Annotated in this window: 14 protein-coding genes, 1 tRNA gene and 1 pseudogene; 6 read left to right on the top strand and 10 right to left on the bottom strand. The window is 49.6% G+C overall.

The window, feature by feature from the left end; genetic code table 11:
* Nucleotides 1-277: 277 nt before the first annotated feature.
* The 4 genes and pseudogenes from PLD04_12870 to ispH all read right to left on the bottom strand — a co-directional run bounded on the left by PLD04_12870 (nucleotide 278) and on the right by ispH (nucleotide 7,477).
* Entirely contained in the window at nucleotides 278-3,886 is a 3,609-nt protein-coding gene (locus PLD04_12870; GenBank protein ID HXK69221.1) for an adenylate/guanylate cyclase domain-containing protein, read from the bottom strand.
* Between the two features lie 157 nt (nucleotides 3,887-4,043).
* Nucleotides 4,044-5,162: pseudogene (locus tag PLD04_12865) on the bottom strand (phosphopentomutase).
* Between the two features lie 4 nt (nucleotides 5,163-5,166).
* A complete protein-coding gene (locus tag PLD04_12860) occupies nucleotides 5,167-5,793 on the bottom strand; it encodes a tetratricopeptide repeat protein (GenBank protein ID HXK69220.1) in 627 nt (208 codons plus the stop codon).
* Between the two features lie 16 nt (nucleotides 5,794-5,809).
* Nucleotides 5,810-7,477, bottom strand: a complete 1,668-nt coding sequence (gene ispH / locus PLD04_12855; protein HXK69219.1) for a 4-hydroxy-3-methylbut-2-enyl diphosphate reductase — start codon at nucleotides 7,475-7,477, stop codon at nucleotides 5,810-5,812.
* 125 nt (nucleotides 7,478-7,602) lie between these two features.
* Between ispH and PLD04_12850 the strand changes: the two genes are divergently transcribed.
* The 6 genes from PLD04_12850 to selB are packed head-to-tail and all read left to right on the top strand — an operon-like array spanning nucleotide 7,603 to nucleotide 15,153.
* On the top strand, nucleotides 7,603-9,129 hold the full coding sequence (locus PLD04_12850) for a FumA C-terminus/TtdB family hydratase beta subunit (protein ID HXK69218.1): 1,527 nt from the start codon (nucleotides 7,603-7,605) through the stop codon (nucleotides 9,127-9,129).
* A 36-nt stretch (nucleotides 9,130-9,165) separates the two neighbouring features.
* The gene (locus PLD04_12845; protein ID HXK69217.1) at nucleotides 9,166-9,951 is read left to right on the top strand and encodes a cyclic nucleotide-binding domain-containing protein; all 786 of its coding nucleotides are present in this window, start codon (nucleotides 9,166-9,168) and stop codon (nucleotides 9,949-9,951) included.
* Between the two features lie 3 nt (nucleotides 9,952-9,954).
* Nucleotides 9,955-10,461, top strand: coding sequence for a peptide deformylase (gene def / locus PLD04_12840; GenBank protein HXK69216.1), 507 nt, complete (start codon nucleotides 9,955-9,957; stop codon nucleotides 10,459-10,461).
* Nucleotides 10,458-11,855: a cysteine--tRNA ligase gene (gene cysS, locus PLD04_12835; protein ID HXK69215.1), complete on the top strand. Its 1,398-nt coding sequence runs from the start codon at nucleotides 10,458-10,460 to the stop codon at nucleotides 11,853-11,855. The genes def and cysS overlap by 4 nt, the downstream gene beginning before the upstream one ends.
* A complete protein-coding gene (locus PLD04_12830) occupies nucleotides 11,837-13,312 on the top strand; it encodes an HD domain-containing phosphohydrolase (GenBank protein HXK69214.1) in 1,476 nt (491 codons plus the stop codon). The genes cysS and PLD04_12830 overlap by 19 nt, the downstream gene beginning before the upstream one ends.
* The gene (gene selB, locus PLD04_12825; GenBank protein ID HXK69213.1) at nucleotides 13,309-15,153 is read left to right on the top strand and encodes a selenocysteine-specific translation elongation factor; all 1,845 of its coding nucleotides are present in this window, start codon (nucleotides 13,309-13,311) and stop codon (nucleotides 15,151-15,153) included. Before PLD04_12830 ends, selB begins: the two co-directional genes overlap by 4 nt.
* Here the strand turns inward: selB and PLD04_12820 are convergent.
* The 6 genes from PLD04_12820 to PLD04_12795 all read right to left on the bottom strand — a co-directional run bounded on the left by PLD04_12820 (nucleotide 15,148) and on the right by PLD04_12795 (nucleotide 22,726).
* Nucleotides 15,148-15,513, bottom strand: a complete 366-nt coding sequence (locus PLD04_12820) for a hypothetical protein (GenBank protein ID HXK69212.1) — start codon at nucleotides 15,511-15,513, stop codon at nucleotides 15,148-15,150. The genes selB and PLD04_12820 overlap by 6 nt on opposite strands.
* Nucleotides 15,514-15,604: 91 nt before the next feature.
* A complete protein-coding gene (locus tag PLD04_12815; protein ID HXK69211.1) occupies nucleotides 15,605-17,314 on the bottom strand; it encodes a proline--tRNA ligase in 1,710 nt (569 codons plus the stop codon).
* The gene (locus tag PLD04_12810) at nucleotides 17,311-19,116 is read right to left on the bottom strand and encodes a tetratricopeptide repeat protein (GenBank protein HXK69210.1); all 1,806 of its coding nucleotides are present in this window, start codon (nucleotides 19,114-19,116) and stop codon (nucleotides 17,311-17,313) included. The genes PLD04_12815 and PLD04_12810 overlap by 4 nt, the downstream gene beginning before the upstream one ends.
* Before the next feature lies 1 nt (nucleotide 19,117).
* The gene (locus PLD04_12805; protein ID HXK69209.1) at nucleotides 19,118-19,972 is read right to left on the bottom strand and encodes a 3-hydroxybutyryl-CoA dehydrogenase; all 855 of its coding nucleotides are present in this window, start codon (nucleotides 19,970-19,972) and stop codon (nucleotides 19,118-19,120) included.
* Nucleotides 19,973-20,071: 99 nt separating this feature from the next.
* Complete coding sequence (locus tag PLD04_12800) at nucleotides 20,072-21,871, bottom strand: sigma 54-interacting transcriptional regulator (GenBank protein HXK69208.1); 1,800 nt, start codon at nucleotides 21,869-21,871, stop codon at nucleotides 20,072-20,074.
* A 778-nt stretch (nucleotides 21,872-22,649) separates the two neighbouring features.
* Nucleotides 22,650-22,726, bottom strand: a tRNA-Pro gene (locus PLD04_12795).
* Nucleotides 22,727-22,745: the final 19 nt, after the last annotated feature.

Raw genomic sequence — 22,745 nt, 5'->3', positions numbered from 1 at the left:
CCTTTGCGACGGGCGTAGTTTTCATCAATACGACGAAGCTGAAGTGCGTGGTGCCGGCGGGGGCGGGGTCAGTGGACGTCATCGTCACGAACCCCAACGGCCAGTACGGCACGCTCCCGGGAGGGTTTACCTACCCGTAAGGGAGAGACCCGGCGTGACAGGGATCCCGCTGGATACGCGATAGAGGTGGGTACTGTCAATGGTGGCAGAGCGGTTTTTTCCCATCATAAGTTATGGGGGTCCTTATTGAACTGGCAATATCGATCTGTAACTTCTGTCAATGTTTGCTTAACCTTAACCTTAACTCATCAAACATATTCTGAAGACCAGGTTCATTTTCTTTTTTAATCACCTTTATACCTTTAGTAAACCACAATTCTGCTTCTTCTATTTGATTCAATTCGATACATACTTCAGCCAGATTATAATATCCAGGGACGGTTTCCAGTAATTCTCCTGACTTTTCAAAAAAATGGACAGCCTGTATATAATAGTCCTTGGATGCTTCATAATTTTTCATATGAAAACTGAGAATACCCATATTCATCCATCCCTTGGCTGCTCCATTTTTAGCACCAAGAGATTCAAAGATTGAAATTGACTCAGTCATATATTTTTTAGATTGCTCGAAAAGACATTTACTCATATAGAAAAATCCTAAATTCAAATATATTGAAGCCATGTAATAGTAATCTCCAATTCTCTCTGCTTGTGTTAAGATCTCATTTTGAATTTCTATGGCCTTATCAATATTCCCAGAATCTTTTAAAGGTGAGGTTAAGCCAATAAGCAGGCGTATTTTATGATAAACATTATCATTAACAGTGGCCAATTTAATACCTTCTTCAAAAATACGGAAAGCTGCCTCATAATCCCGCTGCCTACCCAGTAAAGTACCTAAAAACGTATAAGCTGACAAAACATCATCTAGACTGACAAACTCAATATCTGTTTGTATCAATCTTGTAAAGTGCGCTTTAGCAACTTTAAAATTACCCTGTCTGAAGTATGTTTCTGAGATAAGATAATCTAAGTGATTTTTGAGTTTTATATCGCGTATCTTATTAATTATTTTCACAGCCTGATCTTGATACGAATAATCACCAGACCTTTTTTGGGCATCATACTCTAATATTCTGGCGCGCAACTGGATTTCTTTTAATTTTTTCCGCCTAGCACTATGCCGTATTTTGATTGAAAGATCGACGGTCTCCTGTAATTTTCCCAACTTCAGCTGAATATCCCCTAATTGTAATCCAACAGACCATTTTCTCTGGTCTCGGGTCCTGGTTAGTAAAGAAAAGGCTCTGGAAAAATAGAGATGCGCTTCCGGATAAGCATAATGAGCAACCATATGTTCGGCCGCGCAAATGGCATATTCTCTTGCTTCTTTCTGTTTACCCGCAAGGTAGTAGTGGTTTGAAAGATTTGGGAAATATGTTTCTAAATCCTTTGAATTTATTGATTCAATCGCCTTTGCAATCAAAAAGTGGTAACGACTTCGAATTTTCTTAGGAAGTGTTGAGTATATTGTTTCCTGAATAATGTTATGTGTAAATTGTAAGGAACCAGCTCCTAAATCTTCCAGTATTCCTTTTCTCTTTAGTCCCTCTATTCTCTTATCGTTTTGGCTAATTTGCTTTGCACAAGAAAGAATGTCAAGGGAAAAGGTGTTACCAATACAAGATGCAAACTGAAGTAAAATTCTTTCCTCCAGGGGGAGCTGGCTAATTTGAGCCAGAATGATCCCACTACCAGACAGGGAAACGGTTCCCTCTTCTCCCCTTTTTAGAAACCATCGATCCAGCCGCTTTTCCAGCTTCTTCTCTTTTGAGAGGTACGTCAATAAATTTTCAATGTAAAGGGGATTTCCTTTCGTTCTATCTTTTACAAAAGATAACAGGTCCTCGTGGGGCTCGAATTTAAGAATTTCTCCAATAAGATCCTTAATTGCATTATGATGAAGGGCCTCCAGATTAACACATTCAACGATTGGCCGAGAGCGGATCGTGTAAGCGTCCCAATCATCACGTGCTATCCCAACAATGAAAATACGATGAACTCTCAGGTGGCTTAGAAAGTCTTCCAACAATTCCATGGATGAAGCATCCCACCAATGCATATTCTCAAAGATGACAAGCCCGGGTTTCTCCTTTATGACATCCAGAAGAATCCTGCTGATAAGATGGTGAAGCCTTTTCTTTCGTGTTCTAGGGTCCAAATTCGATGTACTCACATCTGAAACGGTATACTCGAGAAATTCAGATAAAAGGCTTGCTGACTCTGTTAATTCCGAATTGATCGCGGACAGGTAAGATTCACAGCTCTGTATTCCATTAATTCCGTCAGGTACGATCTGTCTGATCAGATCTTTCCAAGGTTTATAGGATCGAGTCTGTGCAGTTATTTCTCCTCTTGTGGTTATAATTCGCCACTCGCAAGTAGACAGTCTGTTCATCAGATGACGAATAAGAAACGATTTTCCAATTCCTGCGGGTCCCTGTAAAAGAACCATTGAAGGTTTTCCCTTTTCAACATTTATTGATTTCTGTTCTAAAAATTGGAAAACCTTTTCCCGACCGACTAGATGGTACTTCTTATCTCCGCTCCATTCATTATTTTCCAAACACTTTCCCTGTATGAAATATGTTAATAAGGGGTCCTTTTTACCTTTAAAGGTTCTAAAACCTAATTCACGGAATTCATAATTTGAAGAAGCATGTTCATAGAACGTCTGGCTTGCACATAATTGCCATTGTTTTGCTCCCTGCATTATTCGGGCGGAAAAATTAACCGCATCTCCCATTACAGTGTATTCCCATCGGTGCGCCCCCCCGACAATTCCTGCAAATACACGCCCTGAATTCATTCCCACAGAAAAAGATACATGGGAAAATCTATCCGCAATCATCTTTTTAACATCGAGTGCCCATTGGGAAGCAAGTTCTTCTTTCCTCTCCAATGCCTTTGGGGCACCAAAAAGAATAAAAAAAGTGCTTCCTTTATCACCCATACTAATTCGATTCAATCTCCCTTCGTACCGGTGGGTGATTTCCATGACGGTTCGGAAAAAATCATCAAACATCTCAAGGTGAAATCCCTTTTTCGAGTAGGAAAAACCCTTGAACTGAAGAAACACTGGAACAATACTTAAAAGTGCCCCTACGTGAGAATGATAACCTCTTGAGACCAATTCAAAAACTTCAGAGATGAGGTAGGATTGTATGAGACTTGTTTTCGTATCTTTGTCTCTCGCGATTATTCTCTCCTGTTTCATTGGATCACATTCTGGAATATGCCTGATCAAGTAATAGGCACCCTCAATCCGGGATACTTGAAGCCCTGGAATGGCTGGTTTTGTTTGGCTTGCAAGTACAATATCCCCTGCCTCCGCGTGATGTTCGGCGTCTGAAGTCAGATCCACCGGAGTACCCGCGAAGACATAGTCACAGCGTATGCCAGGATCTCCTACGCCAGCCAGAAGGACATCTCCTTCGGCGATTCCAATCTTCATCCTTAATGTAAAGCGTTTCACCGATGTCCGGATAGACTGGAACTTCGGCATGACTTCCTGCATGAGCTGAGCCGCATAGAGGGTACGATGGAGTGAGTTTTCTCCCGGGAAAAAACAGAGGATCGCGTCTCCTCCAAATTTCATCACCTGACCGCCGTAACGGTGAATGATTGCGATCATCTCCTGAAAGTACCGATTCAGGATATCCGTCAGGATTTCAGCCCCTTCCACACCCAGAGTGGATAGAGCTTCCGACATGGGGGTGAATCCGGAAACATCCGCAAACAGCACACTTCCCCTCTGCCATTTCATCCATGGGAATGCATTGCCGCCCTGTAGAACGACTTCCGGAACAAAGTCGCGCAAATTCACACTGACTCTATTATCCCATCTGAAGCCGAATCAGGCAAAAGAGAGCCAAAAGGATATGGTTCGATTATTCAGAAACGGATTCTTCTATTATCGAAGTAATGGATTGTTCAAATTCTTTCAACTGATGTCGATCGATAATCATGGGAACCAGACTCTGGGATCCATGCCAGGAATCGATCCCGTACATTTCGGCAAGAGTATCTGCCAGCGCCACCATGGGGGCAGCCCCAAAGTCAGCTGCAGGCTGAAAGTAGCGGCCATAGAACAAACAGGGAACAAATTCTCTTGTGTGATCCGTTCCATGAAAGGTGGGATCACAACCGTGATCGGCCGTAATGATCAGAATATCATCCCGGCCCAGAGCATCCAGGATGTCAGGTAGTGCCTCATCCACTTCCTTGAGTCCCAGGGCAAACCCATCAGGATCACGCCGATGTCCCCAGTGTGAATCGAATTGCACAAGATTCACAAATACCAGATCGTGGCGTCGCAGCTTCATGGATTCAAGTAGGAGTTCCAATCCCTCTTCATTATCCCGGGTATGTCGAGCTTCCGTAAAACCCGTTCCACCGAAGATGTCATCCAGTTTTCCTATTCCCATTACGTTGTATCCCTTCTTGACCAGAACATCCAGAACCGTTGGATGTGGAGGTCTGAGGGAAAAATCTCTTCGATTGGCGGTACGAACAAAGGATCCCTCTTTCCCTGTGAAGGGTCGGGCAATGACTCTTCCTACAGCATGCTCCTCTACCAGGATTTCATCCCGGGCAAGCCGACACATCTGATACAGTTCATCCAGAGGGATTACATCCTCATGAGCAGCCAGCTGAAAAACGGAGTCTGCGGAAGTATAGAGGATCGGATTTCCTGTCTCCATATGTTTTGGTCCGTGAGTCACAAGAATTTCTGTTCCCGAGGCAGGAATGTTTCCGATTACATTTCTTCCGATCCGATTCTCAAAGGCCCGAACAATATCCTCAGGGAAACCGCCCGGATACACCGGCATGGTTGCGGAATTTACAACTCCCATCAGTTCCCAGTGACCACTGATTGTATCTTTTCCGGCTGAAAATTGTTGAAGTTTTCCTCCTGCAGCTAATCCTGCAGGTTCTCCAGGTGAGTATCTGAGCAAACCAAACATGGCAAGGTTCGGAAGATGGACACCTGTAGTTTTCAATACATGTTCCAACGTATTGGCGCCTTCGTCACCGAACGCACTGCTGTCTGGTTGGGAGCCGACACCGACCCCATCAAGAAGCAGAATGTATACTTTCATTGGATTACAGATACTGGGCTCGTGTCCTTGCTAAGGCAGCATAGGGAGACTCTGAGTGTGTTTCGTTCAGTTCATCGTAGAGGAGACGAGCTTCCTCAGATCGACCTCTTGCTTCTTCAATCCTGCCCTTAAGGAACAGTTTCAAATCAGCACCCACTTCATCCCCTGAACCATCGACAAAGGAAATGGCCTCCTCAAATTTCTTTTCATTCATCATCATTGCCACAACATCACGATAAGCAGCGGCCTTTAACGCAGGATCATGAAATTTTGGAAGAAGGGATTCCAGCTTCTGAACCGTGTCTTCAGGAGTACCCTCTTCACGAAGGCTGAGCATTAAAGATGCTGATCTGCCGGCATGCGTACTCTTGTACTTGGAAGCCACACGGGAGAGAACATCCTGATCGACCGTGTCTTCCTTCAGGGCGCTCGCGAAGAGCTCAGCCGCATGACGTTCGCGGCTCTGATGAAAGGAGACGGCACCCCAGATGATTACAGCGACTGTAACCAGCGAGACCCCACCATAAAGAAGGTGTTTCTGGTATTTTGAGAACTGATGGACCAGTTTCTGAAAAAAACCTAGAACTTCGTCCTGCTTCAGTTCCTTCCGGCTGAGTTTTCGCTTAACCATAGAGGCAAACTATATCCTACATGGCCTGAAAGGTCAAGAGGAGGGGGAGAAAAGGTAAGAGTCCGTCAACGACCAGACTGAACCTCACCCCTCCTGTTATGAACCCTGCATGATAGAGATAATGAACCAGGAGCGCATGACAGGGCAATACGAGAAGGATGAGGCATGGTGCCGGCAGAAAAAATATCAGGATGGTCCCGACCAGGATCATGCCTATAGAGAAGATCTGACCTCCTCTCCTACCCAGGATCACCGGTATAGTTTCCCGTCCCAGCATCCTGTCCCCCTGGAGATCTTTGATGTCATAGAGTAGTGCCCGGGAAAAGAGAAGGCTGAAGATGCACAGGGTTGCAATCCAGCTGTCCAGGGTAAGTGTATGGGTCATCCAGGCCGGAAGTAGTACCGAAAAGAAGGCCCAGGCCGCAGATGTAAACAAGTCTTTGGAAGCGGGGAGATCCTTCAGTTTAAAAGGTAGAAACGGAATAGGGAGTGGATAAAGTGCTCCAAGAAGGACAGCCAGGCTGGTTAGAAAAAGTAGCAGGTGAGAGAACTGTGATGCAAGAATCAAGAGTGTAAGAGTTGCAAGGAACGCAGCTGGTAAAAGAACTTTCCGGTACCTTGCGAGAAATATTTTTTGCATGGGCTCATTGATTTCCATGGAATGTTCCAGCCCGTAGCCGTTCACGACATGGATACCGAAGATATAAAGCGCTGCCAGGAGAGGAAAAGTTCCGGTACCCATTCCCAGCAGCTTTCCCATCGCCCACGCGATACCAAATGCGCCAAGGCCATTCAGGAGATAACTTCGAACAAGAAAACTAAAAATCATCCAGATGGGTTTCATCCATTCTGACAGCTGAATTTCCCTCACCTTCTCCTCCACACGGTGTACAAGCCAGTAGGGTGTGGAGGCACCCGCAGTAATGCCAATGTTTGCGTATCGTTTCACGTCACCGGGAAGGTCTTCTTCCGTTTCAACGTGAATAGCCGCACATTTTTCTTCTTCTATCACCTGGACCAGACGGGCCGTATTGGCGCTGGATTTTCCGCCTACGACAATGACCGCGTCACACTGATGAGCGAGACTCCTGGCCTCCGCCTGACGCTGGTCAGTCGCTTCGCATAGAGTGTCCTGCACAATGATTGCCGGCACTTTCCTCCGGATGGATTCTGTCATCCGATCGGCATACTCACGATTCAGTGTTGTTTGAAAGAGTAACACTCCCTCTTCCACATGGTCCAGCATGGAAAGGTCAGATTCCTTCTCTATTACAAATCCTTTTGATCTGCAGAATCCCAGGATACCCTTCACTTCTGCATGATCCCGGTCTCCGAGTATGACCACAGTCTTCCCCTGCCCTGCGGCCCTCTTTGCAAGAGCCTGTACCTGCGCGACTCGAGGGCACGTTGCATCGACAAGGACAAATCCTCGTTCTTTAAGTTCCTTTCGCTCTTCCGGTGTAATGCCGTGAGCGCGTATAACTACGGGACTTCCGGGAGCCGCGCCGGGTTCCAGAGGACGAATATTATTTCTGGCCAGGACTTCCAGCACCTGGGGGTTATGAATCAGCGGCCCATAGGTATAAATCACACCAGTATACCGGCGGCGCGCTTCCAGAACGGCATCAAGTGCTCGACGAACCCCCATGCAAAAACTTGCTTTCCGGGCTACCAGTACAGGCATTCAAAAAGTGTATCACAGGACTTTCCTCGAAATGATGGGCCATCCGGATCAGAGGAATGATTGATCTTGAGAGCCAATTGTGAAAAGGTGTACACTGTACCAATCCGAATGGAAGGAGATACCCCATGCACCATGACACGATGAAAAAGAATCTTATTGAACTTATCCGAAGGACCAGCGCCTTTCTTCCACCCGATGTGAATGAAGTCCTGCAGACAGGCCTTTCCTGGGATAAAGGCAACACCATGGCTGAGTTTGCCATGGATATGATTGCCCAGAATGTAGGACTGGCCAAGAAGCGATCTCTTCCGATATGCCAGGACACTGGAACCATCGGCTTTTACGTCCATGCCCCGAAAAATTTTGACCACGCCATGTTTAAGCTGGCGGCCCGGGAAGCCGTGGAAGAAGCGACTGCTGTCGGATATCTCCGACAAAACTCGGTTGATTCCATCACGGGCAAGAACACGGGCAACAATTTAGGACCGGGGCACCCATCCTTTCATATTGAACAATGGGATAAGGAAACGGTTGATGTACGTCTTGTGTTGAAAGGCGGCGGTTGTGAAAATATGAGCACTCAATACAAGCTTCCCGCAGTCATTGCCGAAAAGAAAGTCGGGAGGGATCTGGACGGTGTATATGCCTGTGTTATGGATGCGGTTCATCAGGCACAGGGAAAGGGGTGCGGTCCCGGATTTCTTGGCGTCTGTATTGGCGGCGACCGTGCCGACGGGTATGCACATGCGAAAGCACAGCTTCTGCGACCGCTGGATGACAGCAACCCAAACCCGGAACTGGCTGCCCTGGAATCCCGCATTGTAACGGATGCCAATCAGCTTTCGATCGGCCCCATGGGGTTTTCTGGAAAGTTCACTCTTGGCAGCTGTAAAATCGGGACGCTGAATCGTCTCCCTGCCAGCTTTTTTGTTTCGGTGGCCTACATGTGCTGGGCATATCGTCGGAGGGGCGCCGTAATGAAACCGGATGGAACCGTTGTTGAATGGCTCTACCAGGAACCCGGAGAATTCGACGCTCCGATCGAAATGGAGGAAACTTTTGAGGTCCGTCAGAAAAACATTACATCCCTGAACCTTCCCCTTTCAGAAAAAGACGTGCGGGATCTCCATGTCGGAGATACGGTTCTTCTTAATGGAATCCTTTTCACGGGAAGAGATGCCGTCCACAAGTATCTCCATGATGGGGGAAAACTCGATGTAATCCAGGGTGGAGTCATTTACCATTGCGGTCCTGTAGTTGTTGAAAAGGACGGCACTTACCAGGTCATGGCGGCCGGTCCTACGACTTCAATTCGCGAAGAACCCTATCAGGGAGATATTATTAAGGAATTTTCCATTCGCGCCGTGATCGGAAAGGGTGGAATGGGCGAAAAAACTTTGCAGGCATGCAAGGAGCATGGAGCCGTTTATCTTCACGCCATTGGAGGTGCGGCGCAGATTTATGCTCTCTGTGTGGAAGAGGTACGTAATGTCTATCTTAAGGAACAATTTGGTTCTCCCGAAGCGGTCTGGGAACTCCGTGTGAAAAACTTTCCTGCCGTAGTCACCATGGACAGCCATGGAAAGTCACTTCACAGGGAAGTTGAGAACCAGTCTTACAATAAGCTTAAGTCCTTGCTCTCGAACAAATAACTTGACCATCAAACCGATAGGGGCTATAGTGTAATTATGGGCCTGCGTGACCTGTTTAAAGGAAAAAAAGACAACGACGATTACCTCACCCATATTCGTGAAGGAAGACTGGATCAGGCTATTGATCTGCTGACGGATCTTTGTGAACATGAGCCGAAAAACACCTTCATTCACATGAAACTTGCTGAGTGCCTTGAACAGACGGGAGCAATCGATCCCGCGGTTGATGCCCTGGAACGAGTAGTTCGGATCTACATGGAAGACGGATATGTTGCCAAGGCTGTGGCGATCCAGAAAAAAATTCAGCGGCTGAGACCGGACAGGGGGCGATCTACCTCCCATAGCCTGGCAGCTGAGGTCGAAGACCTGAAGGCAACAAAGAGCTGGTCAGAAATCTCCCTCCCCCCCTTCTTTACCCTCTTTAAACCTGAAGAACTGGAAGAAATCATGATGGAGGGTGTGGAACTTCTTGAACTGAAACCAGGAAACACCGTAATCACGGAGGGAGAAACCGGAACAACCATGTTCGCTGTTGTGGAAGGAAAAGTGAGGGTGACAACCAGGGCTCCTGGAGGTGAGGAAGTCCACCTTGCAGACATGGGCCCGGGAGATTTTTTTGGTGAAGGAAGCCTCCTGACCTCAAAACCGCGAACGGCAACGGTCACGACGGCAGAAGAGTGTCAGCTTCTCGAATTTCCACGCACCAAGATGGATGAAATTATTGCCCGGCATCCCCGTGTTGAAGAGGTGTTGAGACAATTTTTCGAAAGCCGGGCCGAACATACCGTGGAGGCCATGCTGGCGAAGTTGAAAAAGGAGTAATTCATGGCCATTCGAGATATTATCATCTATGGTCATCCTACGCTGAGGATGAAAAGTTCGAAAGTCGAAGAGTTTAATGAAGAGCTGAAACGTCTCGTCCATGACATGGTAGAAACCATGTACGCGGAACCGGGCGTCGGCCTTGCTGCAAACCAGGTGGATGTGCCTCTGCAGGTCGCCGTTGTCGACATTACCGTCGGAGAAGATCCTGATTCTCTTATCGTACTGGTCAATCCTGAGATCACACAAACGGAGGGAACACAGGACGGCGAGGAGGGTTGTCTTTCTATCCCGGGAATTCAGACTTCCCTGGAGAGGCCCAGCCGGGTGACTGTTCGGGCACAAAATCTTCAGGGAAAACCATTCACAATCACCGGGGAGGGTTTACTGGCACGGGCCTTCTGCCATGAAATCGACCACCTGAATGGTGTCCTGTTTATCGATCATCTTACAGGGCTTCAGAAAAAAGTGATTCAGCGAAAACTTCAACGGATGGCAAAGAGCGCATGACATTATCCATTTCCAACACTCTGGGAAGAGCCCGGGAAGAATTCCAACCCCTTACGCCAGGGAAAGTGGGGCTCTACACCTGCGGCCCGACGGTCTATAACTATATTCACATCGGGAACCTTCGAACCTTTATCTGGGAAGATGTTCTTCGAAGAACCCTGGAATTCCTCGGATATGAAGTGACCCACGTGATGAATATAACCGATATCGATGACAAAACGATCCGGGATTCCAGCGCCCAGGGGCTCTCCCTGAAGGAATTTACAGATCGATACACCGAAGCATTCTTTGAAGACATCGATCTTGTCGGCATCAAAAGAGCTCACGTTTATCCAAGAGCCACGGAACATATCGACGCCATGGTGGATATGATTCAGAAGCTGGAAGCCCGCGGCCACACCTACCGTTCGGGAGGATCGATCTATTTCAAAATCTCCACGTTCCCCTCCTACGGGAAGCTCAGCGGAATTGATATCGATTCCGTTCAACCCGGTGCCCGGGTGGATCACGATGAGTACGAAAAGGCGGACGTGAGAGATTTCGCTCTGTGGAAAGAGACAAAGGAAGGAGAACCCACATGGGAGACTCCTCTTGGGCCAGGCCGCCCCGGCTGGCATATTGAATGTTCAGCCATGAGTTCTGTTTATCTCGGAGACACGTTCGACATCCATACAGGAGCCGTAGACAACATCTTTCCTCATCATGAAAATGAGATTGCTCAGGCGGAGGGAGCCACGGGCATGCCCTTTGTGCGCTACTGGCTGCACGCAGAGCACCTGATCGTCGATGGCGAGAAAATGGCCAAATCCAAAGGTAATTTCTATACGCTCCGCGACCTCACCGCCCGGGGATGGGATCCCATGTCCATTCGTTATCTTCTCCTTTCGGTACCCTACAGGAGAAAGCTTAACTTCACCTTCACGGCACTGGACTCTGCCAAGAAAGCCCTGGAACGACTTGACATCTTCATTCGCCGTCTGGAAGAAGTTCGTTCCTCTGAACGACAGGAGGGGATGTACCCGGAAGAGGCATGCTCGTCTTTCCTTTCGGAATACACCTCCTGTCTGGAAAATGACATCAATACAGCAGAAGCCCTTGCTTCTCTCTTCAATTTTGTCAGAAAGGTGAACGGATGGATCGACACAGGGGACCTCTCCGCCGGAGGAGCAGCACTCTGTCTGTCCACGTTGAAACAAGTGGATACCGTTCTGGGAATCCTTCCAGCAGGTTCCACCGAAAGTGACCATGAAATCGATAATCTTGTATCGCGAAGAGAAGAGGCGAGAAAGAATCGTAACTTCGCGGAAGCGGATGAAATTCGGACCAGACTGGATAGCCTTGGAATTATTGTCGAGGATACACCTTCGGGGCCACGATGGCGGCGGAAGATCTAAGTACACGAGCCCGACGCACGATTGAAGAATTCGGTACCTTTGCCGAATTATCCGGAAATCGGCTCGACGAATATAAGACCTTCATCGTCCATCTGGAACAGGAATGTCTCAGAGGAAAACCAACTCCCCACCTGGTGGAAGGTCTAATTAAAATTCATCAGACCCTTACCAGGTTCGGGGACTGTTATTCGGCCTACAAGCTCACAAAGAGATTCATGGAGCACTGGCGGAAACGGTTGCACGACGACCACTGGTTTCAGATTGCCCATCTTCTTGCCGTCACAGCGACCAATCTTGGATTCCTCCCTGAGGGAGAACACCTCCTTCAAACAACTCTCCAGGCCAGCCGTAACAGAGAGATTCCCCATGTAGCCATGCATCAGATCTTTCTCGACCTGGGCCGTATTCATCAGCTTCAGAGCGAGTATCACATTGCCGTTCAACGCTTTCAGGACGCCCTTCATATTCTTGACAACACAAACCAGGATGATGAGGTTCATATACTTCGTGTCCATTCCATGATCGGGATCAGCGAATGCATGAACGCACTGCAGGAACACCAGCGTGCTCTGGATGTTCTCAGTACGATTCTGAATATTCCCCTTTCCAGAGAACTGCTCAGCCGGGCCTATGGAATCATGGTTGAATCTCTGGTTTCGTTGAATCGCTGGGAAAAAGCGCGTTCCATCCTCTATCATCAGGAACCTCTGGATCCGGAAGGATTCCTGCCCCACCGTCTGACCTTTCATCGCATGATGGGCGAACAAAGCGATGTGCTTTCCACGGTTCGAGACTATTTTAAAAGGCCATCTTCTCGATGCGACCTCGAAGAACAGCGCATACTCAGAGAGTTTCTCCGTTCCATTCGTGAGTCGATGGGGTCAAAAGAGCCCATTCAGTTCTTCAGGGAGAATGAACTGGGACGGCGATCTCTGGTCGTTCTGGAGCATCTGGTAGATCGGAAAGATTTTTATAACCAGACCGGCCATGGAAGACGCACGAGACATCTCACGGAAAGGGTAAGCCAGCACATGGGAATGAATCCGGGGGATGATCTCGTCGTCGCTGCAACGCTTCATGATCTCGGCAAAGTCATGCTGCCCTTTTCGCTTTTAAACCGCATCCAGGAGCTTGACCTTGAGGATAGAGAACTCCTTGAAAACCATGCAATCCTGGGTCATGAAATTCTGAGCGAATTAAATCTCCAAAGTGCCGCAACATTCGTGCTGCATCACCACGAGCGATATGATGGTCTCGGATACCCGTACGCCTTGAAAAATGTCCCTTCAAACGAAAACCTGCTCTTTCTTTGCTCTTCCTACGATGCAATGATTCAGCCGGGTCCCATGAGAAAGGGCCACCTGACGCGGGACCATGCGATCATGCACATCAAGGATCAGTCGGGGAAGGCCTACCATCCGGAGCTTGTCTCTACCTTTCTGACTGCGATTCAATGAAGCGCGCCATCCTTGCGACGGCGGGACATGTCGACCACGGAAAAACCGCCCTCCTGAAAGCCCTGACAGGAATTGACTGCGATCGTTGGAAAGAGGAAAAGGAGCGGGGTATCACCATTGATCTTGGATTTGCATTTATGCAGAAGGATGATCTGCAGATAGGTTTTGTGGATGTTCCCGGACACGAGAAGTTCATTAAAAACATGCTGGCAGGAGCGGGGGGCGTTGATGCGTTTCTCCTTGTAGTATCTGCTGAAGAGGGAATCAAGCCTCAAACTGTTGAACATGTTGAAATACTGAAAATACTCGGAGTAACGAGTGGACTCTGCGCCCTCACAAAAGTCGACACCATGGATGAGGAACTGAGTGATCTGGTAGAGGAAGAAGTGAATGATTTCCTTCAGTCCCAATTTCCCGAACCGATTCCCATCATCCGCACATCAGCCCGGGACGGTACAGGTATCCAGCATCTTCATGATCGCCTTATCCAATTTGTTTCCGAATTGTCAACCCGCTCAGATACGTCCCACCCTTCCCGCCTCCCGCTGGATCGAGCCTTTATCCTGAAAGGAATTGGCGTTGTGGTAACGGGATCACTCGTCCGTGGAACGATCTCTTCGGGGGATCGCCTTGTTCTTCTTCCCGAAGGACGCGAAGTACGAGTCCGATCGCTGCAGGTTCATGGAAAAATCCGAGACCGGGCAGTTGCTCCGGAACGCACCTCCGCCAATCTCTCAGGGCTCGAACTGGAGAACCTTGAACGGGGTCAAATCCTGGTTTCTGAATCCTATCCGAATACACGAACGATCCTTCTTGAGGGGCGGTTCTACGAAGACGTGAAAGATAACCAGCGGGTCCGGGTTCACCATTTTACCCGGGAGATCTTCGGTCGCCTCCACCTTCGTCCTGGAATCTCGCGATTCCAGATCCTTCTTGAATCTCCCCTGCCTGCCCTGAGAGGAGACCATATTGTGATCCGGAAGTATTCCCCACAAACTCTTCTCGGAGGCGGGACCATTCTGGATACGACTCTCCCCAAGCTTCATCCCCGACGACATACAATGGAAACGATCGCATCCCTTCCACAGGGGGATGTCAGGGGATGGAGAGATCTCTGGCTTACCGTTGCCGGCCCCAGGGGCATTGCACAAAATGATTGGCCCTACATTTCGGGATTCGCGAATCAAAGCTACGATCGCGACCCCTCCCCCGCGTCAGAGGTTTCCATCGGAAGCCGAAATTATCACGGGGATACTCTTATGGCACTTCAATCGAAGTTGATCCATACTCTTGACCGGGTCAGGAAAGCAAACCCGCTGGTGGAAGGGATCCCCATCTCTGAACTCCGAACTCGTCTTCACCTTACCAATGACGACTTGATTACGTACCTGGCCCAGGCGGCCGGTTTCACCGTAGAGAGAGGTGCAGTCTACCCTGAACCTTCATCCACTTCCTGCAGGGAAGGTGCAGACGAGCTTGAACGGCTTCTGGAGTACCTGAAATCCCAGGGAACATTCGTGGAACAGGCAACCCTGCCCGCCACTCTGAAATTATCGGAGAAAGAATGCACAACTCTTCTCTCTCTGGGTGTCAAACAGGGATCCGTCGTTCGTCTGGGAGGCGGCCTTTGCCTGCACAGGGAAATCATTGACTCCCTGGTTCAGCGGTTAACGGATCAGGGGTGGACTGAATTCAGCGTCGCCGATGTGAAAAATGTCCTGGGATTGTCGCGGAAATACGTTATTCCTTTTCTGGAGTTTTTAGATGGATCCAGAATTACCGTTCGAAAGGGAGATAAACGGGTTTTTGTTACCCGAAAAAAACAGATCGCCGAATCATAATCCTGGTTTTTTCATGGGAAGCGGAAACCGGTACGAAGGCGGGAGCTGGTTTTCGATAATTCGAAGCACCTGATGGACCTGACCGGGACACAATCCTGAAATTAAAAACGTTCCAATTTGAGTTCCATCCTTATCGATTCGAACCATCCAGTGGCTCTTCACACCCTGTTGGGCATCCACAAGATAGTGTTCCCCGGTCGGAAAGGAATCTGACGTCACAAGCGTCAGAAGAGCCTGGTAAGCCTCCCTGGACACCTTTCCATCCCACCTGTTCACAAGGGTCTGGTTTTCCTCAAGATCCAGGGTGAAGGTTTCCGTATGAATCCTCAGGCCGGAAAGCAAGACTTTTTGCTGGGCCATACCTGACCCATAGGAGACCGCAATCTCCAGCGACTCCGCAACATCCGTCGACGCGCAGGCTCCCAGAAAAAAAAGTACGCAAATGATGAAACTAATCTTCGATAAGTTCCGAAATTTTCTGAATTGCATCATTTTGATGAACCTCAATTTTCTCCCCTGTTTTTCGGATGCCAATTTCGACAGTTTCCCGCTCCAGCCCTCTGGAACCTACAATCAGCTGAAAGGGAATGCCCATCAGTTCAGCGTCATGAAATTTTATCCCTGCCCGCTCATTTCGATCGTCATGGAGCGCATCCATGCCCCTGGCCTGAAGGTCCTGGTAATATTTCTCAGCTCGATCTGCCACACTGGAATCATTCGGGTTCAGCGGCAGGACGGTCGTCACAAAGGGAGCCAGAGGAATGGGCCACACAATGCCCTTTTCATCGTGGCTCTGTTCGATGGCGGCGGCAACGGTTCTTCCTACCCCTAAGCCGTAACACCCCATAATCATGGATTGTTCCTGCTGAGCCTCATCAAGAAACAGGCACTTCATGGGTTCTGAGTATTTGGTGCCCAGCTTGAAGATATGACCGACTTCAATTCCCCGGAACATCGTCAGGGAAGCCCCGCATCGTGGACAGGGATCTCCTTCTGCCGCCATGCGAAAATCGGCCCAGTCCTCGATTGAAACATCCCGTTCCAGGTCGACATGGAGAAGGTGAGTATCCAATCGATTCCCTCCCGAAACACCATCTTTCATACCCTCAAGGCTCAGATCAGCCAGAATCCTTACCCCCTTCAAACCAACGGGACCGGAAAACCCAACCGGTCCCCCGGTAAGCTTTTCGATCTTATCGGGTCCGGCCATCTGAATGTGGCTGCATCCAAGGTAGTTTTTGACCTTGATTTCGTTCACTTCCCGATCTCCCCGGATGAGCACTGCCACAAATTCCCTGTCCGTCTCCAGTATCAGCGTCTTGATGATTTCGGTTAACGGTACATTCAGAAAGGCCGCAACTTCTTCCACGGTGTGGACACCCGGTGTCGGTACCTCCTGAACGGCCTGGTTTTTACTGTGTGGTGCAAGGGGAACACCGATTCCGGCAGTCTCCGCCTTTTCCGCGTTCGCGCCATAGCCACAGGAGGGGCAATGGAATACTACATCCTCCCCTGTTCCAGCCAGAACCATAAACTCATGCGATTCGCTTCCGCCAATGGAACCTGTATCAGCTTCCACCCGCGTGTAGTCCAGGCGACACCGTTCAAAGATTCGACAATAGGCCCGATGCATATCCTGATAGGTCTCGTCCAGGGATTCGCGGGTTGCATGGAAGGAATAGGCATCTTTCATTATGAATTCACGACCGCGCATCAGACCAAACCGGGGTCGAATTTCATCCCGGAATTTGGTTTGAATCTGGTATAACGTGATGGGAAGCTGACGATAGGACCGGACATGTTTTCTTACGATATCCGTGATCACCTCTTCATGGGTGGGTCCGAAACAGAATTCACGGTCGTGGCGATCCTGCATCCGAAGCAATTCCTTCCCGTACTGAAACCATCGTCCACTTTCAACCCATAATTCAGAGGGGGAAATGGCGGGCATGAGAAGTTCGGCTCCCCCAATTCCATTCATTTCCTCTCTGATGATAGCTTCCAGTTTCTTTATGCTTCGCAGACCGAGGGGAAGGTAATCATAGATACCGGCAGCCACTTTCTGGATCATTCCGGCTCTGAGCATCAATCCATGGGATACAACCTCAGCTTCAGCCGGCGCTTCCCGCAATGTGGGAATAAAAAACCGGGAATATTTCATCGTTCTTTTCTCCTCAAACCATTCTTAAGATGATCCCACAGGACACGGTGAACATCGGTTGCACGGTCCTTACTCTTTCTTGCGTTCTGGAAAGATTGTCTCGCTTCATCCCGTCTTCCCATCTGGAGGCAAACCATACCGAGATGAAGAAGATTGTGCGGATTGGCCTGAACTTTCACGGAACGTTTGAGATTTTTATGGGCTTCTTCCAGCTTCCCCATTTTGAAGGAAACCCAGCCCAGCGTATCATAACACTCCCCCACCAGCTCATCAGGTGCCCCTTTGAGAGCTTCGCGAGCCCGCAAGTATGCCTCATCCAGTTCCCGTCCCAGTTGTGCCAGATGATAGGCCAGCTCCATATTGGCAATGGTTCTGGCATAGGGAACATGGGTGTGACGTTCCATCTCCCGGGCAAAACGGACACCGTCATGATGACGTTCCAATCCACGCAGCGCGTATAGAAGAGCAGCATAGAGGGGAGCCGACAGCACTTCAGGCAGATCCATCCGCAGAAGTCTCTGGCACAGGCTTAAAACAAGAGGGTATTGGCGCGCCTGCAGTGCCGCTACGACATAACCCACGGCAATGGAGTGATTTTCCGGATCACTTTCTATGGCCTTACGGAAAAGTCGCAAGGCTTGTTTTACCTTGCCGCTGGCCAACAATTCATCTGCCTGATGGCAAAGACGCCCAGCTTGAGTGGTTTCAGGGATTCCGGCCAGTTCCTTCCAGACTCTGCTCATTAAAAGGGCCTGCTGGATCTCCATCCGGCCGGGATTCGCCTTCAGGGCTCGTCGAAATTCCTGTGCGGCTTTTTGTGTCCAGTTCCGGTCAAGGTAGCAAAGACCCAGCAAAAATCGCGCCTCTTCATTTCCCGGATCCTCTTCTACCGTATCTTTTAACACTCGAATTGCATCCCTTGCCTTACCCAGTTCATAGAGTACTGTTCCGAGCATCATCGATACCTGGGGGTGCCGCCTTGCCTCATAGGCTATGGACAGGTAAATCTCTGCTTCCGGATAATTTCCTTCATGAAAATGGAGCATCCCGAGGGTAAAATGAACAAGGAAAGGGTTCAGGTTGTTCTGTAGACATATCTCGAGATTGGACTGAGCGCCGGCCAGATCTCCATCGTAAAATCTGCCCAGCGCCAGGTTGAAATTCACCTGAAAGTTGCGCGGATCCAGTTTCCTGGCTCGTTCAAGGTAAACGCGAGCTTCCCGGTAGTTTCCAGAAAGCGTATGCAGTTCACCAATCAGGGAAAGCAGTTCTACATTTTTTCGATCCAGCTTACTGGCTGCTCCGAGATGTTTAAATCCGCGAAGATCATCAGACGCATCAAATGCTTTCACAGCGTCAAGAAGGTACTGTACAAATTCATCTTCACTCTGACCGCCGAAAGCCGTTTTAATCTGCTCCAGCCGATCTTCGACCTTTTCTGCCCGCTCTCTGGAAAGAACCTGCGTGTTCAATCGGTCTTCCCATACTTTAAGGAAACTATCTCCTTCAAGCACACCCTTTTCTTCCAGGATGTCCCGGATAGCCTGCAGACCCGCCTGGCCTGCCAGCAGGCTCTGATCCTGAGACCGGAGACTCTGGAGCATGGCATAAAGTGCTTCTTCCATTCTCAGAACTTTATCCTCCAGAGCGGAGATCCGCTCAAGGAGATGTTCTTCAATCGGGACGCTCCCAAAGAAATCGTCTCCCTGATCCGGACCCGAAAGGATCAGGAGGAGGGAACGGCAACGGTGACAATATTCCGCATCATCCCCGTTGCGCGCTCCGCACACCTGGCAGTACATATTAGCCTCCGTAGGAATAGAATCCCTGTCCGGTCTTTTTCCCCAGTTTTCCCGCCCGTACCATCTTCACCAGAAGAGGGCATGGACGATACTTCGGGTCTTTGAACTCTTCATAGAGGACATGAAGAATATCCAGACAAACGTCAAGTCCGATCAGATCCGCCAGGGCCAGAGGACCCATGGGATGATTCATGCCAAGTTTCATGACCGTATCGATGGCCTCGGCCGTCCCCACTCCCTCATACAGGCAGAAGATGGCCTCATTAATCATGGGCATTAAAACCCTGTTCGAAACAAATCCGGCGGAATCATTCACTTCTACCGGTGTCTTGCCCATCTTTTCTGAAGCTGACTGGACGATCCTATAGGTATCATCTGAAGTTTCCAGACCCCGTATGATCTCGACGAGCTTCATCAGAGGGACGGGATTCATAAAATGCATCCCGATCACCTGCCCGGGACGATGGGTCGCCGCAGCCAGCTGAGTAATGGAGATGGAGGACGTGTTGGATGCCAGGATCGTTTCCGGCTTGCAGATCGTATCCAGGGTTGAGAAGAGCTCGACCTTGATCTCGACTTGTTCCACAATCGCTTCAACAACCAGGTCAACGTCGGAAATCTGGTGAAGGTCGGTCGTATAGGTAATGGCGGAAGCCATGGCTTTGCCTGCATCCTCTGTAATTTTCCCTTTTTCAACCCACTTGGCAATACCCGCTTCGATTCTCTGCTGTGATTTCGCAAGAATATCCTGCGCCACATCCACAGCAAAGACAGTGTAACCGGCGGCGGCGGCCACCTGGACAATCCCCCGCCCCATGGTACCTGTTCCCATTACGGCGATCTTCGAAATTTCCATGTTATGTTCCTCCTTGTTTTTTCCTGATACCCGATAAGGATAGCAGATTTCGGTCCCGGGGTCAGCATAACAACGATGGGGACAGGGTAAGGGAGAATCCTACATTTCCTCCGGGTACGGTTTCTTCTGTTTGTCCAACAGGTAGAGAAAGTTGCGGTAGGTCATTCCTGCGGCTTTGGCGGCACAACGAATGTTTCCGTCATTCTGTGCCAGAATTTTTTCGAGATAGATACCTGTCAACCGGTGTTTGAATTCTTTCCATGACATCGATTCCGAAAAGGCAAATACATCCCCCTTGTTGCCAACTGGCTTGAGAAGGGGGGAGAGATCCTTTTCCTGTACTGCATGATCGGGGAAGAGAAGAACCAGCCGTTCCATAATATTGCGCAACTCACGGACATTCCCGGGCCAGGGATACGACTCAAGAATTCGTGCCGCCTGCACATCCAGACGCGGCGGTGCCTGACGGTACTGGCGGGCCAGGTCTTTGAGAAAGTAGTCGGCGAGCAACAGGATATCCTCTCGACGTTCTCGAAGGGGAGGAATGGCCAGTTCCAGGATATTGAGGCGGTAATAAAGATCGTTTCTGAACTTCTTTTCATCAACCAGCTGTTTTAGATTCGCGTTGGAAGCCACAAGAATTCTGGTATCAATTTTTCTTGGTATTGTCGCCCCCACGGGAAGAATCCACTTTTCTTCTATAGCTTTGAGGAGTTTGGCCTGTCCGGCCGGAGATAGGTTGGATATCTCATCCAGAAAGAGTGTCCCCCGATCTGCCAGAATGAAATATCCTTCACGCTCCCGAACATCTGTAGCTGCACCCTTGACGGTCCCAAACATTTCCGCCTCGAAGAGCGTATCCGGAATGGCACTGCAATTGATTGCAACAAATCCAAAATCCCGGCGGGGGGAGAGTGAATGGATCATGCGGGCAAGGAGTCCCTTTCCCGTTCCTGATTCTCCCGTGATCAGAATCGTAGCATCGGACTCAAGAGCGGATCTCATGGTTTTAAGGACTTCAACCATAGATGGAGCCGACCCGATAAATGCGAATTCTCTGTTCGACTCCTGCCGGTTCACAAGTTCTGTCTCCCTTCGGAGCCGGGTCACTTCCTCACCCCAGATCTTGCTTCGGATGCAGAGCCCCAGGATTTCGGCAATAAGCCCACACTCCTCCGGAGAAATCGTCAACACCTCTCTACTGACCCCATAGAATGCATATCCACCCGGAAGGGGCAGAAGTAAGAGCCCCTGAGCATAGGATTCAGAAAGTGTAGATCCTTCCTCCCAATCCATCCTGCAGGAAAGTACGGGTCGTTGCAGACGCAGATGATCGCGAATATAGGCTCTGGAAAGAGGAAGGCCTCCCGTTCCCGCGACAAGTCCCTCCACGGTAACGGTTCCTTCCTCAATTCTCAGGAATGCCGACCCTTCAAAGTGAAACAGCTGATTTACACTGTGCAGCACAGCCTGGTAATCTCCGGGAAAATTCTTTCGCACACTTTCCAGAAGTTCTGAATATTTTCCAAGGGGACCTTTTTTCTCCAGGGAAAGCTCCATCGTGTCGCGGTCCAGCTTCCACTGTCCGATCCTGATGGAAAAGCGATCAGAGATCTCATCCATGTAGACTAAAATGACGTCCCCGAGCCTGAGCACATCCCCATCTCTCAATCTGTAAACCGAATCGATCTTCTGATCGTTGACGATCGTTCCATTCTTGCTGCCGAGATCCTCAATGCAGGGACCATCCTTATCAAAGGAAAGAGCACAATGGTTCCTTGATACGTGATTGGACCTGAGAATCAGATCTGCCGAATCGTCTCGTCCCAGGCTGGTTTGTCCTTCGGGGATCGACCAGACTTTCCATTCCTCATTTTCGGTATAGACAAGGAAGGGCATGGGACTAGTATACACGCACACGTGCCTCCCGGGGATCTGAATCACTGCGGTACCGTCCAACCTTGCAGCCTGTGTCCACCGTGGAGTTGGGGGAAGAATCGGGCGAGAGGATTTGCTCCGCAGGGCGGGGTGTGGGAGGTGCGCCAAATCCCGGAATGGAGCCTTCCAGCCACATTAGCGGTTAGTGCACGTTGTTTAATGGAGATAATGGTCGGGGCGAGAGGATTTGCTCCGCAGGGCGGGGTGTGGGAGGTGCGCCAAATCCCGGAATGGAGCCTTCCAGCCACATTAGCGGTTAGTGCACGTTGTTTAATGGAGATAATGGTCGGGGCGAGAGGATTTGCTCCGCAGGGCGGGGTGTGGGAGGTGCGCCAAATCCCGGAATGGAGCCTTCCAGCCACATTAGCGGTTAGTGCACGTTGTTTAATGGAGATAATGGTCGGGGCGAGAGGATTTGCTCCGCAGGGCGGGGTGTGGGAGGTGCGCCAAATCCCGGAATGGAGCCTTCCAGCCACATTAGCGGTTAGTGCACGTTGTTTAATGGAGATAATGGTCGGGGCGAGAGGATTTGCTCCGCAGGGCGGGGTGTGGGAGGTGCGCCAAATCCCGGAATGGAGCCTTCCAGCCACATTAGCGGTTAGTGCACGTTGTTTAATGGAGATAATGGTCGGGGCGAGAGGATTTGCTCCGCAGGGCGGGGTGTGGGAGGTGCGCCAAATCCCGGAATGGAGCCTTCCAGCCACATTAGCGGTTAGTGCACGTTGTTTAATGGAGATAATGGTCGGGGCGAGAGGATTTGAACCTCCGACCACACGGTCCCGAACCGTGTGCGCTACCAGGCTGCGCTACGCCCCGAGCGTTTGGATTGTACTGC

The organism is Thermoanaerobaculia bacterium, from assembly GCA_035593605.1.
Taxonomy (GTDB): Bacteria; Acidobacteriota; Thermoanaerobaculia; order UBA2201; family DAOSWS01; genus DAOSWS01.
This window is presented reverse-complemented; position numbering and strand designations above follow the sequence as displayed.

What these genes read in the sequence shown, in the direction of transcription:
- PLD04_12860 (HXK69220.1), bottom strand. Translation starts at nt 5,793, where the DNA reads ATGGTTAAGCGAAAACTCAGCCGGAAGGAACTGAAGCAGGACGAAGTT.
- ispH (HXK69219.1), bottom strand. Translation starts at nt 7,477, where the DNA reads ATGCCTGTACTGGTAGCCCGGAAAGCAAGTTTTTGCATGGGGGTTCGT.
- PLD04_12850 (HXK69218.1), top strand. Translation starts at nt 7,603, where the DNA reads ATGCACCATGACACGATGAAAAAGAATCTTATTGAACTTATCCGAAGG.
- PLD04_12845 (HXK69217.1), top strand. Translation starts at nt 9,166, where the DNA reads ATGGGCCTGCGTGACCTGTTTAAAGGAAAAAAAGACAACGACGATTAC.
- def (HXK69216.1), top strand. Translation starts at nt 9,955, where the DNA reads ATGGCCATTCGAGATATTATCATCTATGGTCATCCTACGCTGAGGATG.
- cysS (HXK69215.1), top strand. Translation starts at nt 10,458, where the DNA reads ATGACATTATCCATTTCCAACACTCTGGGAAGAGCCCGGGAAGAATTC.
- PLD04_12830 (HXK69214.1), top strand. Translation starts at nt 11,837, where the DNA reads ATGGCGGCGGAAGATCTAAGTACACGAGCCCGACGCACGATTGAAGAA.
- selB (HXK69213.1), top strand. Translation starts at nt 13,309, where the DNA reads ATGAAGCGCGCCATCCTTGCGACGGCGGGACATGTCGACCACGGAAAA.
- PLD04_12820 (HXK69212.1), bottom strand. Translation starts at nt 15,513, where the DNA reads ATGGCCCAGCAAAAAGTCTTGCTTTCCGGCCTGAGGATTCATACGGAA.
- PLD04_12815 (HXK69211.1), bottom strand. Translation starts at nt 17,314, where the DNA reads ATGAAATATTCCCGGTTTTTTATTCCCACATTGCGGGAAGCGCCGGCT.
- PLD04_12810 (HXK69210.1), bottom strand. Translation starts at nt 19,116, where the DNA reads ATGTACTGCCAGGTGTGCGGAGCGCGCAACGGGGATGATGCGGAATAT.
- PLD04_12805 (HXK69209.1), bottom strand. Translation starts at nt 19,972, where the DNA reads ATGGAAATTTCGAAGATCGCCGTAATGGGAACAGGTACCATGGGGCGG.
- PLD04_12800 (HXK69208.1), bottom strand. Translation starts at nt 21,871, where the DNA reads ATGCCCTTCCTTGTCTATACCGAAAATGAGGAATGGAAAGTCTGGTCG.